The following is a 15,682-nucleotide window of genomic DNA, read 5'->3' on the forward strand; positions in this document are numbered from 1 at the left end:
ATATGCCATTGTCTTATACAACAAAACCTAATGGTTCAGGATATATTCAAGTACAGTTTTATGATGGAAGCGAAACAGCTAAAACTATAGAAGTGAAGTATTTTGGTGAATTACCAGAGTTGAAAGAACCACAAGTGAAGGCAGAGGTAAAGGAATTTAAAGACAGAGGAGCTATTCAAGGATTTGAATATGGCGAAGATTCAGTAGATATACCAGAAGTTACTTTTGAAGTTGACGTAGTCGATGATCAAGTTTCTTCAAATAATTATGAATTAAAAAAATGGTTTCAGGAATTCAAAGATGCAGCTGGAAGTTCTCTTGTTTCAACAAATTCAGGAACAGTATCAATAAGAAAAAGTGATAAATCATTGACTACTATAAGCATTCCTTCTGATATAAATATGCTTGGAATGATTGTATTATTTGGACATTCTGATGGAACAAAAAAGTTTGGTCTTGATTTTCCACAAGTTGAAATAATTTCATCATCGTTTAAATCAGGTGATGGAAGAGGTAAGTTTTCATTTACTGTAAAAGTTTGGAGTGCTGCAAATGATACACTTGCATTAAAATAGTGAGGTGAGATAATGATTTTAAATCAAAAATTTAATGTAAAAATCCTAGATGTAAAAGGTAATCTTTTGTTTGAATTCAAAGATGTTAAACCTTCAATTCAAGCAGAAACTTTTACAGTAACGAACGATGGTGTAAAAAAGAATCAAATAATCGAAATAAAATGTATTGCTGAAAATGCTATTACAGGAGAATACGAACCGGTTATAGAAAAAACGTTTGAAAAAGCAACTGAAGAAACACAAAATCTTGAAGAAGCGGCAGAATAATGCCGCTTTTCTTTTTTTTATAGGAGGTGTCTTTATGCGACTCTGGAACAAACGATATGTCGATTTAAAAGTCGAAGAATTGATTGAAAAAAATATTCAAATCGTAAATAATATTGCTAATATAGATAGAACGTATAAAGGGAGAACAGAAATAAAGGACATAAAACTTCAGCCATACACAATTGTCAATTTGCTAGGGAAATATGGGGATTTTGAAGTGGATTCAGATGGAAATGGGATAGGTGATGGGTGGACTGATTTATATGCTTCCTATAATATCAATGAGATTGTTGATTCTCCATTAGGCGGGAAAGCTCAAAAACAAATATGTTCTAATGGAAATACAAGTTTTTATTATGGAACGATAGCTTTTTTTTTAAAAGGGCATCCAAAAGAAAATCATAAATATTTTTTATCTTTTTATGGAGCAAAAAGTTCTGATACTTTAACTGCTGTAGTATCAGTTAGGATAAATAATGCAGGTTACAGACATCATTATTTAAGCACAAAATTTGATAAAATATATGATTCTTTTTCATTCGATTATTCAGATTGGAATAATCCCCCATATGATTATAATAGAATAATATTTTCTATTTATAATGAAGATGGTAGTTATGCATACATTGACAAGGTTATGTTTGTTGATTTAACTGAAATGGGAGCATTGCCTTCTGGAATAAAAGCATATTTTCAAAATGCAGTAGCAAAATGGGAAGATTTGGTAACATCAAGTAATATAGCAGCAATTGATGGTAGAGAACAAACAGGAAATGATTGGTTGGCGGAATTATTACCTTACGTAAATAGCGTTGCAACCCTCGGTTGGAAATGGGGTGAGTGATTATGATTGAATTACTTAATCGAGGAAAGAATTTATTTAATGCTTTAACAATGGAACGAATATCGACATTAAATTGGTGGGCTGGAATAAATACAGTGATTATTGAAAATGAAACCACATTGTTTTTTACCGGGCAACGAAATTCATATAATCAATATCAAGGCATATTTTGGAAACAAAAATTAAAACCAAATACAACATATACATTTATATTTTCAAGCGATATATCAAGATTAATATTTTATATAAGATTTGGTTATAAACACCCTGGAAATGGTAATACGGCAACTTTGAATTTAACCACTCCAATACAAAAATACAAATATAAATTTACAACTGACGAAAGTGGTATAATATGGTTTGGTTTTGCTTCTTCGACAGTTCAAACAATATACAATATTATGCTTGTGGAAGGAGATTATACTAATTCAGAATTAGAATTTTCAAACCCACTTGATGAAAAAATCAAATTAGATACTGAATTATTCGGATACAACGGAGTTTTCGACGAATACCTCGGAGACGGGAAGACGCTGAGAAGGTGGAGGAGAGAAACAGTAACAAAAGCAACAACATTTAATGCACCTTCTACAAATGGAACTGGAACGGCTATTTTGATTAATAAAGATAATGGATTTATTTATTTTGCAACGATTAGTGGAACAAATATATATGAAACTGATATAAATGGAAATACAATTCCAGATGGACTATACGAAATAATCTACCAACTCGTGACACCTGTCGTGGAAGAGGTTGAAGAAACAAATATGCTAAATGTCCTTACAAATGGGCATAATTATTTTTTATTGTCTCAATTTGATAAAGATAAATTTATTGGCGATGGTGCAACTAAAACTTTCAATTTATCCAAAACTGCAAATTCTACTAGTTACATTGTAAAAGTAAGTGGTAAAGAAGTTTCGAATGTAACTAAAACAACAACGTCTATCACATTTAATACTGCGCCTAAAGTTGGTGCAATTATAGAAGTGGAATATAATCATGAAAATAATGTTCTTGGAGTTGCTGAAATAACACTCTTAGAACCTTCTGGAACGCAAGAAACTATAACTAATTTTACAGAACTAAGTATTACAGAAAATGAAGAAGTTGTTGAAGCAAAATATCCAGATAATACTAAAAAACGAATTGTAAAATACAAAGATTACACAGTAACTTTAAATAAAGATTTAATAGAGAATTATGAAAATTTCATTAAAAAATATAGAGATAAAAAATTCAGATTAATAGTTACAAATCTTAATTCCGGAGAACAAGAATACATTTCACCATGTGAAATTGAACAGAAATCGAAAAATTATTTGAATAGAGCAGAAAATATTCAAATTAGGGCTAGTGACTTATACGATTAGCCTTTTGTATAAGGCGTGATATTAAAACAGGGAAAGCTACAGTAGCATTAATTGAAATAACAAAAATAGAGGAGGTAGAATAATGAGTAAAAACAAAGAAATTAAGATTTTAAGAATAAAGGATTTAGCTAAAAACAAAGAAAAAAGCAAAGGGATTTTTGCATCTCATGGATATTCAATAATTAAAAAAAGTTATATTGACGAAAACGGAGAACAAAAAGAAGAATTAATAAAAATAGAAATAAGACCAATTGGTGATCATCCGCTAATAAAAAAATATATGAAAGAAAATCCACAACCAAAACCGCCAGTAATAAGAGTATTATTAAATTCTAAAGGACAAACGCCAGATCAAGCAAATGTTTCAATAGAAGAAATAAAAAATGATCCTGATTGGAAATGGGCTAATGTGTATGATTATACTGATGAAGAGTACAAAACTAAAATGGAAAAATATCAGGAAAACATTTTTGCCTTGCAGTTAATGATTGTATTTGATGTTGTAGAAGAATTCGGAAAAGATAAAATAGGAGAATTCAAGGAATTTATAGAAGATCTAGGCTTCTCAACTTATCAACTTCAAAAAATAGGAGAGGATATAAAAAACTTGGATTACTTGCCAAATTAGAGCAAGAACGTGAAATAAGGGAGTGGTTCGAATGGTCTGAATTTCAGAAAAATGTCGAACACACTCCCTTAGCTTTTAAAATAATGCAAATTTGTGAATCATTCGGGAAAGATTACGAGTGGTGGGAAAATTTATCTTACAAAGAAAAACAAAGATATCTTTATTATCATACAATGAAAGCTTTAAAGGAAGAAAATGAAATAAAAAAGATGAATAACAACTCAAACAAGGATGTAAGAGCATGAGTTTATTAAGTGAAGTTGCTTTTAATGTATCCTTAAATGCAAATAATTATATAAGTGGTTTAAGAAAAATGGAAGAACGCACAAAAACTTTCGAACAAACAATTAATAAAGTAGGTACAACATTATTAACTGTTTTTGGTGGTGCGGGAGTAATTGCAACAATAAAAAATGGAATAGGATTATGGGCCGAACAGGAGAAAGCAACATTAAAACTCAACTTTGCTGTGAATCAGTTTGCAAATGGAAACAAAGAATTATTCAGATCTCTTCAAAATTTAGGAAATGAACTTCAAAAAAATATAGGGGTTGGGAATGAGTATGTAGAAAATCTTGCTTCAGTAGGATTATCTGTAGGTATAACTTCAGATAAAATAGAAAATGCAACAAAAGCCAGTATACTTTTGAGTAAAGCGCTAGGTGTAGATGCAAATACTTTAATGAGAGGCTTTGCCCAGACAATGGAAGGTCAAGTTGGAGTTTTAGGAAGGTACATTCCTCAACTTCGAAATCTAACTCAAGAACAGCTTAAATCTGGTGAAGCAATTGATTTGATAATTGAACAATTTGGTTCTTTAGAAGATACATTAAAAAACACCACCGGTAGCGCATTAGATAAATTAAAAGCATCAATAGGTGATGTTGGAGAAGTGATTGGTTCGCATTTTACACCATTCTTAAATAAACTTGCTGACATAATGTTTGAATTTGCAAATAAAGCTGGTGAAACAGGAAGTGTAATTGGAGCTATAGGCTATTATGCTAATAAAGCTTGGAATCAACTAAATCTTCTTGGAAAAGGCTTTATATTATTTATAGGCACTGCATTAGGAATGACATTAATAACAAAGAGTTGGAAATTATTAGTATATTCATTTGCAATTGGAAAAGATATAATTACAGGCGTATTTTCAGCAATCTTTTCACCATGGACATTAATTGCTGCAAGTATAGTTGCTGGATTATATGTTCTTAGAGTAGCCTGGAAAAAAGATTGGGGGGGTATAAGAACATTTACAGAAGACCTTTGGAATAATAAACTAAAACCTCTTTTTGATGCAATGAGTAAATTATTAAAAGAAGGCCTCTTCTTTGTTATAAAAACATCCGGAGATGCTTGGAAATGGATCAGAACAACGTCATTAAAACAAAAAGTTGAAGATATTGGAAACTTTCTAAAACAAGGTTGGGAATGGATTGTAATAACCTCAGGAAATTTCTGGGATTGGATAAAAGGGAAAACTTTATCTGATGTTCTTGATAAAATGGGTGAAACATTAAAAAGTGGCTGGGATTGGGTTGTAGGAGTTACAGGTGAATTTTGGGATTGGATAAAAGATACAAAATTAGGAAGTTTATTAGAAACATTAGGTGAAACTTTGAAAAATGGTTGGAAATGGGTTGTTCATGTTGGTGGAGAACTTTGGGATTGGATTGAACAAAGTGCTTTAGGAAAATATATGGATCCAATTAAAGATTATTTAAAAAATGGTTGGGAGTGGGTAGTTAAAACAGCAGGTAAATTTTGGGATTATTTAAATTCAAAAACTATTGAAGAGTGGGTTCAAGCAACAGGTGACTTTTTAAAAAGTGGATGGGACTGGATAATAGGAATAACCGGTGATGGTTGGAATTGGTTAAAAGATTCTGGGGAAAAATTCGGAAATATGATAGAAAAATTAAAAGAAAAACTAAAACAAGGTTGGGATTGGACAATAAATATCGCTGGGGATTTCTGGAATTGGATAAAAGAAAATTTTAATAAAGAGAAGTTCAAAACAGTTTGGGATATATCCTTAAATACAATAGGCAATTTTTGGAATAATTTATCTCAGTGGTTTGTAAAAGAAATAAGTACAGCATGGAATATTACCTCAAACCTCATTAATGATATTACAAAATGGTTCGTAAAAAAATTCGAAACAACCTGGAATATAACAAGTACTTTATTAGGTAATTTTGCAAATATGCTCCCAGACTGGTTGAAGGACATACTAAAAACTTATTGGAATATAGAATTAAAAATATTAGGGACATTTTGGAATACATTCAAGGCAATTTATGAGTGGATGAAAGATGGAATATTTGAATTTAAAATAAATATCAATGCATTAATACCTGATTGGATAAAAAAGATTTACAATTGGGTTTTTGGATCCAATTCTGAAAATACAACTAAAACTAAATATACACCAACGATAAAAGAAAAGGCAACTTTTGTTGCAGATCCATCAGCAATTCATATTTCTGGAACAGAACAACAATATATGGCGATAGGACACATTCCAAGATTTGCAGGTGGAAACATTGCATATCTTGATCGAAACGGAATTGTAAAAGGGCCTGGATCAGATACAAGTGACAATATACTTGCATGGATATCTCCAGGAGAAGCAGTAATTAGAGCTGAAGCTGTAAGAAGATATTTACCGTTATTAAGAGCTATAAATAATATGAGTTTGCCAAGATATGCTACAGCAACTGAAAATGTCAAAGGCGATGCTTCAATAATTATTTCAAACTCTGATGGAAAAGATAGTACATTTAAGAAAGTTTTTGAAGATGTTCTAAGTCAAATGCAAGAAGATTATACATCGTTTAGTAGTTTTCTAAATGGACTGTTAGAAAAATTAAAAATAGCAAATCCAGAATTTGATGCAGCTATAACTCAATTGCAAAAATATGCTGAAAGTCAAGATGCATTAAATGATGAATTTGAAGAAATGAAAAAGAATATTGAAAATAGCAATGATGCTTTTAATAAATTAAAAGAAACTATTGCAAATGAGGCAACTAAAGATCTTACGGGACCAGCTAAAGATGTTTTTTCAAGTTTTTCACAAGATTTACCGGCACTTGGCGAAGTAATATCAAGTTCATTTGTTGCTGTAATGAATGGCTTTATGACAGCTGGAGAAGCTATTTCATCTATCTTAATAAGTGTTGGTAGTTCATTTGTTGCAGCTTTTGGTTCTGTTATATCAATTGGAATAGCTGTTGGTAAGGTTTTTGGAGGTATATTTAAAGTTTTATCTCCTGTAATTAATTCTATACTTAAACCTATTTTTTCAATTTTGGGTTCTTTAGGGCAGCTTTTAGGTGTTGTGCTATTGCCTATATTTTCAGCATTGAAACTAGCTTTATTACCAGTTGTATGGGCTATCAATGCTGTAATTTGGGCATTTGACCAAGTAATATTATGGGTAGATTCTCTACCTTTTGTAGGTGGATTTTTAAGCGATAGTGAAAGAACGGAAAAAAGAAAAACAATAACTCAAAGAATGGGAGAATATATGAATCCTTCTCAAGACGAATATGAAAATTCTGGTAGTACTATGGGTCAGGAATTTGCAGCTACTGGATCAAAAAATGTTACTATAAATAACCATATTTCTTTTGAAAGAAACTTCATTATTAGCGAGGATGACAGACAACTCAAAGAGCTCGGAGATAAACTATTAGAATACTTCAGGGAAAAAGGAGTGTTTGCAAATGCTTAAAATTGGAAATAAAAGTTTTAAAGAAACTGAACTTGATATAAAACTTGTACCGGTTGAGCGGGTAAATACATCCCGCACCGGTTTAAATTATTATACTCACTTTGGGGACTATAGGGAAATAAACGTAAAATTAGATATATTATCAGAAGAAGAAAAAGACTATTTGGAAAGTCTAAAAAGAAATGGAACAAAATTTGAAGTAGAACTTGATAACAAAGAAAAATTTAATGCCATAATGAAAGGAAGCTTAAACTTCAAAAAAATTTCTATTATAAATGGAAATATTTATTCTACCACATTGACCTTGATTGAGGTGGTTTGATGGAAATATATATTAACAATAATAAAAAAGATTTGCTTATTCTAAATGGATATATAAAAACAACATTTAATAGCATATCAGAAGCACAAATTGATACGACATTAGACGGTGAAGAGTTTAGCATAGGAGATAAAGTTGAAATTTATAATGATGAAAACAATAAAATTTATACAGGATATATTTCAAACAAAAAAGATTTTTATGATAGAGGATTAAGAAGATATAATTTAAAAAGCGGTATGTTTTTTTGGAAGGATAAACCCATAAATGAATTAAAAACTTTTTACGATATAAATGTTTCAGATATTTTTAATTGGTTATTTTCTTCTATTTCTTCAATTTGGGCTGACTTTACTTATGAACTTGATGTAAACTTAACAGACTTTGATATTGCTTATATACAATTTCAACAAGAAGATACCTACGGGAAAATACTTGAACGGCTGCAAAAGTCACTTGCTTTTGATTATTTTGTTGATTCAGAAGATAAATTGATTATAAAATTTGGGATTGCCCAAAATACTTATTCAAATACATTTATCTTAACAGATGATTTAATGGAAGATAAAATAAAAATAGAAACCAAAGAAGAAAAATATAATGACATAATCATTGAAGGTAAGAAATATACAGAACAGGTAGCGAAAATTCCAGTGTGGGGATATGAAGGTGAAGTTCCACCTGAAGGTTTACCCGATGGCAAAGACGAAGAAGGGAATTCTCTTCCTAATGAAGAATGGTTTGCAAATCTAGAAGCTATTTGTAAAGACCTTGATAAAATAGAGGATATAGTAATAGAAGGAGATTCTTCTGGCATAACTTTAGATGCAACAATATATAATTCAAATTTCAATTCAGATGGAACACTTAAATATGGAAATAAATTAAAGTTGAAAATAAATAATTCTACAGGTGAAAAACGAAAAATTAAATTTAAAATTTATGGAAGAATTTATGATGAAGAAAGAATAACCTCTGAAAAAGATATATCAATTTTTATAAAAAGAAAACTAAAAATAACGGATAATTTAATCCAAAAAAAATCTTGGGCTGGAAAATTGGTAGATTATTATCTACTATCCGGAAAAGAAAAAATAATAATAAATGGAAGAATATTTGACGAATATAATGTTGGAGATATTGTATCTTATAATATTGGCGGAATAAAAAATTTCAAAGTTGTAGAAAAGAAAATAGAATTCCTTGAAGGATATGCAAAATATATTTTAGAACAAGATACAACACAATTATTTAATTATGATCCTTCAAGTTCCAATTTTTATGCACAATTAGATGCAAATTTAAAAGATGCAATTATCAGTTATGAATTTAATATTTGGGAGAAAATTAAAGATTATACAACTTATAAAAATGAAGCATTATGTAAAGTTGAACGATTTGAGCAATTAGAGTTATACGATAATAAAAAAATTTTTGGAATTATTCTATCTGAGGAAACCCCAGGAAGTACATGGTATATACATTTATTTTTAATTGATGCAGCTACAAAAACAATTTTACAACATGAAAATGTTTTAGAATATGAAATAGGTGCGCCTTTTGTTTTTACTCCATCAGAGGCTTTTTCAAAAATGCCTGATGTATTTGGTATTAATGGTGGAACATTAGGAATTAATATATTTGGTAATGCTTATAGCTATAATGCATATACAAACACATTAACAAAACATACTATTAATCCACACCAAATAGAAAGAATAATTGATTATACAACAGATTGTGAATTAAGCGGTGTTTTTACTGATGGAGACGGTGAAATGGCTTTTTATTGTTCTAAAATTAATCAGACAATTGATTCTAATAATGGAACAGATTTTTATAAATTTGATAATGGAAATATGACATGGGAATATTCAACTTTTCCACCGGGAACACAGGAATATGCAGATTATGGTCGAGGACTTTTAGATAGCTATATAAATTTAAAAAGTTTGGTATTTTTAGGTTCTTTATATGGTGGTAGTATAGATAGAGCATTCAGAGGTTTCAATTATTATAAAGATGATACTGGACAACATTTAACGGAAGGGGAATATGTATTATTTTCATCTAGACCATCTCCATATATAGCTATTGATAAAGGAACAGTTCAAATAACTTTAAATGATTTAGGTTTTAATATTTATAGTTCTACTCCAGCATTAGAATATATTCAATATGTTTATTCGCAAAAAGTTATATATTATGGGTCAAACAAATTTTATCCACCAGATTTAAAATTAGAAAGTAAAATTACAATGGACGTTGGTCGTTACATTGCAGAAATTGTATATTCTTGGGATAATAAATGGTATTTATTTTATAAAAATAATAAATTAAATTTCCTAGCAAATGGTATGTTATTAAAAGATTTAGATATACCTTCAGGTCAGCTTGATGAAATAGAGGGGTTTATTTCGTTTTTAGATCGAACCTATGAAACAAATTATCCTTTAGAATGGGATATATATTTACGAAAAGGATTTGATCTATACAAATTCAAATTAACAGATGAACTTTTAGGAATGATAGGTTCAAGATCTATACAGGAAATGGTAAAAGATGGAACAATAGTATTACCGGATAAAGGAAGAAATGCTGTTAGTGAACCTCAGGAAGGACAAATTGTACGTGAAGGAACAAATTTATACATATATATGGGTGGAGTCTGGAAACAATTTAATATAAGCTGATGGGAGCTCTTTTTAGAGCTTCTTTTTTATTTGTATTTGGAGGTGGGATCTTGGACGTGGCAAAGTATGAATTCGAACAAGATTTTGTTGAAATCTTAGCTATTGGAGATATTCATTTAGGATCAGAAATGAGTTCTTTTGATCAGGTATTAAAAGTAATTGAAGAAGAAAGAGATAGTAAATTAATTTTCATGGGTGATCTAATAGACAATGCAATAATAAACAGTCTTGGTGACATATATTCTCAAAAACAAAATCCACATGAAGCTATAGTAAAAATAAGGAAATTATTCAAGAAATACAAGAATAGAATTTTAGGTGTTGTTGGAGGAAATCATGAACGTAGAACATGGCGGCGTGTGGGAATAGATCCTTTATCTTTAATCTGTACGGAAGTAAATATTCCATATTCAGATGACGTATTAATTATTGATGTTGCTATAAAAGGAAAAAGAGGAAGGGGGATGAAAAACAGGACGCATTATTCAATTGCATGTCATCATGGAGCTTCAGGTGGGCGTTTTCCAGAACGTAGTTCGAGGCAACAAAGATATTTTCATAGTTTTATATCAGGAGTAGATATTTATATAACAGGTCATACTCATGTGCCCGACATATTGAAATTAGCAATTCATGAATATGATAGTAGAAATAAAGTTATAAGTAAAAAAGAAACGTACCATATAACGATACCAGCGTGGAGTGATGAGAAATACGCTCGACAAAAAATGTTACAACCTACAGCTAATGGATTGATAAAAATAAAACTTTTCAATGGATATAAGAAAAATATTAAAGTTGTAATGAGGTGATAAGAATGGATTATGAAAAAGAAATTTCAGATTTAAGGATTAAAAATACAGAACATAATATTTTATTACTTCAATTAAAAGAAGATATAGAAAATTTGACAAAAAAATTCGATAAGTTGAGCGAAGAATTACACAATGGATTAATAAAGAAAAAAGTAGATGAAGCTTTAGAAAGAAGAGTTGGTAAGTGGTTGCTTGCAGCAATTGGAAGTTCGTTGAGCACAGGGATTATAGGATTTCTTGCTGGGAAGTTTTTTGGAGGTTGAAAGTATGAAACTTTCGAAAGAAAAAATATTTGAAATATGTAAATTTGTAGCTGATGAATTAAGTTTTGATAAATTTCTAATTTTTGCAGTAGTTATGACAGAAAGTTCTGGAAACACAAAAGCAGATAGTGGGTATGCCAGAGGATTAATGCAAGTATCAAAAATAGCTTTAGAGGATATTAAGAAAAAATATAATATGAAATATACATATGATGATCTATTTGAGCCATTTATTAATTTAGAAATAGGAACTTTATATTTGATGAACTTATACAATTATTTTTCAGCGAAAGGGTTTGGTGAGTTTGCAATTATTGCAACATTATTAGCATATAGCTGGGGAATTGGTAATGTAAAAAAATGGTTAGAAAAAACTGAACCTGATAATCGTTTTATCGATGAGTCAGTTTTGCAAAGTAAAAAAGATTATATTTTTAATATTTTTTTCTGGTATTATTATGCAAAAAACAAATTTAAGGATATGCAATAATAACATAATATTTCCTTAAAACGCATAACACTCTCTAAGGGAGTTATTTTTTTATTTATATATAAACAATCATAAAAGCATAAAAACAGCGCTAATATCTTCGAATTTTAGCGGCTGTAGTCCTTTTATAGAAAACTTTTCAGGAGGTGTTATTTGTGGAAGAAGTTTTATTAAAAACCATTGTGTATGTAGCTGTTGGTATTGTGTATATCCTTGTAAATTCGTTATTGAAATCCAAAAAACTAGAAAGCGAAGTTAAAACTATAAGGAAGGTAATAAAACATGCAGTAGAATACGTAGAACAAGTATCAAAAATTGAAGACTTACATGGAAATCAAAAAAAACAATATGCCAAAACTGTTGCTAAAAACATGCTGAAAGATTTACATATTAATGTTTCTGATGGAATAATAGACACAATAATTGAAAGCATGGTCTTTTATATGAATTTAGAGAAAGGAGATGAAAGTAATGAACTTAAGTGATTGGAAATTATGGATAGTTATAATAGCAAGTGTCTTAGCTGTTAGCCTGGCTTTTGTTTATCCTTATCAACCACAACGTCAGGAGGTGCTGCAGGAATATCAGAATATGTCGGATCAGGAAATAATAGATGTAATTGTACCTTTAGAAAACAAAGACGAGGCACTAACTTATTTGGCCATGAAATACGATGGATATATGATAATTGAGGAATATTATATTGATAATAAAAAGTCGTGGTTTTTTAGACTGAAAAAAGAAGGTGTTAAGAAATGATCGAACTTAAAGCAGGAGATGTATTACTTCTGAAAAAAGAAAATGCTCCAGGAGCTTACACATTCTTAAAAAAATTTCTCGGGAAAGATTTTGCTGATTTCGTAGCAAAAATCGAAAAACATGAATACATTCATTCAGAGTTATATGTAGGAAATGGATATGTCCTTGCAGCATGGTTCAATGGTGTGCATTTAGTAAAGTATCCTCTCGAAGTTCTGAGTAAATTCGATATATACAGACATGAAAAAATGGATGAAGAAAAAAGGAAAGTAATAAGAAAAAATGTGGCCAAATACTTCAATATGCCGTATGACTTCGCATCTTTGATCCTTAATGGACTTCCTGAAATTCTCAGTTTGGGATTTGAACCTTTGGAAAGATACTTTGAAAAACAACTTCCATACAGTGATCCTAAAAAAATGATATGTAGTGAGCTTGTCGCAAGAATGTTTAAAGACGCGGGTATAATAATAGAACCTGATCCAGAATTTGTTACACCTGATGACTTAACTCAATGTGAAAAGATGAAGAAGATTTTTTAGCGTAACAAAAGCCTAAAAGGCTTTATATAAAACAAAATCCCCCGTTAATTCGGGGGATTTTCAAATCGGCCTATACCTTCGACATACAATCTCATGTTGCAGGGTATAGAATGGAGGCAACGGTGGGATTTGAACCCACGAATAGCGATTTTGCAGACCGCCGCCTTAGACCCCTTGGCTACGTTGCCTTAACCGTGAATAATTATACCACAAATATTATTAAGTTATATAGAAGAAAACATAAAATTTACTTAAATTTATTTTTCTCTGTTTCTATAAAACATTTGAATTCCTATTTCGTCCATCATTCTATTTTCTTCCCTTTGAAATTCAACCTTAAATTCTTCAAATTTCCTTTCTTTCAGTTTTTCGAGGATTATCCTATCTTTTCTTTTTTCTAAATAAATCTGTCTTTTTTCTTCTTCAAGTGCAACTTTTTGTCTGTAAATTTCTCCTAATTTTATTTTTTCTTCTTCAAGTGCTTCTAAATAACTTCTCCATTGTATTACCTCTTGAATAGTTAAAGTTTTCTCTGAAAGCATTTTTATGAATTTTTCGTTTTCATTTTTTATTTTTTCATTTATAGCAATCAAATCTTCTTCTGCCTTTATTCGATTGGCAGTTGCTTCAAGGAATATTCTTTTTGCATCTTCTTCAAGTCTTTCTCTTAAATTTTTAAGTCTTTCAAGATTAAATCTAAACCTCATTTAAATCAACTACTTTATTCCGAGTTTTTCAAGTTTATAATATAAATTTCTCACGGTTAAACCCAATTTTTTAGCCGCAGCTGTTTTATTTCCCTGACAACTTTTTAATGTTTCTATTATAATATATTTTTCATATTCTGAGAGTAACTCTTTTAAAGTGCCATCTAATTTCTTTTCAAGGTCTTCATTTTTTAATTCTGGTAGATGCATGGAGGTTATCATGGTTTCAGTTTGTGTCATATTCATTAAAGCTCTATCAAGCACATTTTCAAGTTCTCTAATATTTCCAGGCCAATCATAACTTTTTAAAATATTAACGGCATCTTCTGACAATCCATAAACAACTTTTTCATGTTTTTGATTTAAAATATGCAAAATCTGTTTTGCCATTTTTGGAATATCTTCTTTTCTTTCTCTAAGAGGAGGTACGTCAATAGTCACTACAGAGATTTTGTAGTATAATCTTCTTGAAAATTTTCCAAGTGACATAAGCTCTTTTAAATTTTCCGGTGTAGCAAATATAATTCTTACATCAGATTTAATCTCTTTATCGTTAAAAATAACCTTTCCAGTATTTAAAAATTCGAAAAATAATTCCTGAACATCTGGACCCATTAAATGTGTATTATCTATAAACAAAGTTCCCTTGTGTGCCTTTTCAAAAAAGTTATTTTCATTTCCGAAAAATATTTCTAATTGTTTCTTTTCATCATATAATAATAGATTAGTTGCAACAAATGAATAATTTCTTCTTTCGCTGAAATTATGTATAGCTTGAGCTAATATTTCTTTGCCAACGCCTGGTTCTCCGTTTAATAATACATTAACTTTTGTATTTGCAGCCTTTTTAGCTTGAGTAACTACATTTTTCATTATTTCTGATTCGCTAACAATATCTTCAAAGGTATATCTTGCTTCTTCCTTTTTTAATAATCTCTTAGTTGCTTCTAATTCTCTCAATAATCTTTCAATTTCTGAAATATCATGAATAACACCAACGCTACCTTTAAATTCTCCTTTTACAAAAATTGGATTAACGTTTATTATAACTTCTTTCTTATTAGTAGCAAGCTTAGTTCTAACATTTAATATAGGTTTTTGTTCTCTTGAACATTTAATATGCATACTTTCCTGCCCTTCAGCAATATCGTAAGTAGCCAATTTTCCAATAACTTCTTTTGCTGAAAGACCAGTTACTTTTGTATAAGCTTTATTAACCATTACAATTCTACCTTCTTCATCGGCAACAGAAATTGCATCATATGTAGAATCAATTATGGCTCGTAACAAAGAATCTAATTCCCTTAAATTTGTAACTTCTTCAGCTAATTTTTGAATACTCGTTACATCTCTAAATACTGCTGCAGCACCAATGATTTCCCCATTTTCATCTCTTATTGGAAATCTTGAGGTAACAATAATCTTTTTACCGAGATTCTGTATTCTATCAAGTTCTGGAATGCCAGTTTTTAAAACGATATGAAGTCTTGTATCAGTTATACTATCAGTAACCTTTGTATGTAATACCTTTTCTTTTGGAACACTGAGTATTTTAGCAGCAGAATTATTTAAAAATATAATTTCTTCTTTATCATTAATTAAAATAACTGCTTCTTGAATATCTTCTAAAATACTCATAATCATCTCTGCATTAGTCAT

The 15,682-nt window shown here is 30.0% G+C and carries 16 protein-coding genes and 1 tRNA gene; 14 read left to right on the plus strand and 3 right to left on the minus strand.

Going from position 1 to position 15,682, the window contains the following annotated elements; all coding sequences use genetic code 11:
• The first annotated feature begins 2 nt into the window (after positions 1-2).
• The 14 genes from LN42_RS00590 to LN42_RS00655 all read left to right on the plus strand — a co-directional run bounded on the left by LN42_RS00590 (position 3) and on the right by LN42_RS00655 (position 13,316).
• A complete protein-coding gene (locus tag LN42_RS00590) occupies positions 3-575 on the plus strand; it encodes a hypothetical protein (protein WP_075780081.1) in 573 nt (190 codons plus the stop codon).
• A 12-nt stretch (positions 576-587) separates the two neighbouring features.
• Positions 588-842 (plus strand): hypothetical protein, encoded by a 255-nt coding sequence (locus tag LN42_RS00595; protein WP_075780082.1) that lies wholly within the window; start codon positions 588-590, stop codon positions 840-842.
• Positions 843-876: 34 nt separating this feature from the next.
• Complete coding sequence (locus tag LN42_RS00600) at positions 877-1,686, plus strand: hypothetical protein (RefSeq protein ID WP_075780083.1); 810 nt, start codon at positions 877-879, stop codon at positions 1,684-1,686.
• 2 nt (positions 1,687-1,688) lie between these two features.
• On the plus strand, positions 1,689-3,062 hold the full coding sequence (locus LN42_RS00605; protein WP_075780084.1) for a hypothetical protein: 1,374 nt from the start codon (positions 1,689-1,691) through the stop codon (positions 3,060-3,062).
• Between the two features lie 82 nt (positions 3,063-3,144).
• Positions 3,145-3,690 (plus strand): hypothetical protein, encoded by a 546-nt coding sequence (locus LN42_RS00610; protein ID WP_075780085.1) that lies wholly within the window; start codon positions 3,145-3,147, stop codon positions 3,688-3,690.
• A 241-nt stretch (positions 3,691-3,931) separates the two neighbouring features.
• Entirely contained in the window at positions 3,932-7,432 is a 3,501-nt protein-coding gene (locus LN42_RS00615; protein ID WP_075780086.1) for a hypothetical protein, read from the plus strand.
• Entirely contained in the window at positions 7,425-7,754 is a 330-nt protein-coding gene (locus LN42_RS00620; protein WP_075780087.1) for a hypothetical protein, read from the plus strand. The genes LN42_RS00615 and LN42_RS00620 overlap by 8 nt, the downstream gene beginning before the upstream one ends.
• Complete coding sequence (locus tag LN42_RS00625; protein WP_075780088.1) at positions 7,754-10,447, plus strand: hypothetical protein; 2,694 nt, start codon at positions 7,754-7,756, stop codon at positions 10,445-10,447. The genes LN42_RS00620 and LN42_RS00625 overlap by 1 nt, the downstream gene beginning before the upstream one ends.
• A 56-nt stretch (positions 10,448-10,503) precedes the next feature.
• On the plus strand, positions 10,504-11,259 hold the full coding sequence (locus LN42_RS00630) for a metallophosphoesterase (RefSeq protein WP_232223940.1): 756 nt from the start codon (positions 10,504-10,506) through the stop codon (positions 11,257-11,259).
• A gap of 5 nt (positions 11,260-11,264) precedes the next feature.
• Positions 11,265-11,525 carry a hypothetical protein gene (locus tag LN42_RS00635; RefSeq protein WP_075780090.1) on the plus strand — a complete coding sequence of 87 codons (261 nt, stop codon included), beginning with the start codon at positions 11,265-11,267 and terminating at the stop codon, positions 11,523-11,525.
• Positions 11,526-11,529: 4 nt separating this feature from the next.
• Entirely contained in the window at positions 11,530-12,015 is a 486-nt protein-coding gene (locus LN42_RS00640) for a transglycosylase SLT domain-containing protein (RefSeq protein ID WP_075780091.1), read from the plus strand.
• Between the two features lie 155 nt (positions 12,016-12,170).
• Positions 12,171-12,500, plus strand: a complete 330-nt coding sequence (locus LN42_RS00645; RefSeq protein ID WP_075780092.1) for a phage holin, LLH family — start codon at positions 12,171-12,173, stop codon at positions 12,498-12,500.
• Positions 12,487-12,774: a hypothetical protein gene (locus LN42_RS00650; protein ID WP_075780093.1), complete on the plus strand. Its 288-nt coding sequence runs from the start codon at positions 12,487-12,489 to the stop codon at positions 12,772-12,774. The genes LN42_RS00645 and LN42_RS00650 overlap by 14 nt, the downstream gene beginning before the upstream one ends.
• Positions 12,771-13,316 (plus strand): hypothetical protein, encoded by a 546-nt coding sequence (locus LN42_RS00655; RefSeq protein WP_075780094.1) that lies wholly within the window; start codon positions 12,771-12,773, stop codon positions 13,314-13,316. Before LN42_RS00650 ends, LN42_RS00655 begins: the two co-directional genes overlap by 4 nt.
• Positions 13,317-13,427: 111 nt before the next feature.
• Here LN42_RS00655 and LN42_RS00660 read toward each other — a convergent pair.
• The 3 genes from LN42_RS00660 to LN42_RS00670 form a co-directional block, all read right to left on the minus strand.
• Positions 13,428-13,504: transfer RNA gene (locus tag LN42_RS00660), tRNA-Cys, on the minus strand.
• 69 nt (positions 13,505-13,573) lie between these two features.
• Complete coding sequence (fliJ, locus tag LN42_RS00665) at positions 13,574-14,023, minus strand: flagellar export protein FliJ (RefSeq protein ID WP_014295616.1); 450 nt, start codon at positions 14,021-14,023, stop codon at positions 13,574-13,576.
• A 9-nt stretch (positions 14,024-14,032) separates the two neighbouring features.
• The gene (locus LN42_RS00670; RefSeq protein WP_014295617.1) at positions 14,033-15,682 is read right to left on the minus strand and encodes a sigma-54-dependent Fis family transcriptional regulator; all 1,650 of its coding nucleotides are present in this window, start codon (positions 15,680-15,682) and stop codon (positions 14,033-14,035) included.

Origin of the sequence: Marinitoga sp. 1137 (genome assembly GCF_001941525.1) — a bacterium.
GTDB lineage: Bacteria > Thermotogota > Thermotogae > Petrotogales > Petrotogaceae > Marinitoga > Marinitoga piezophila.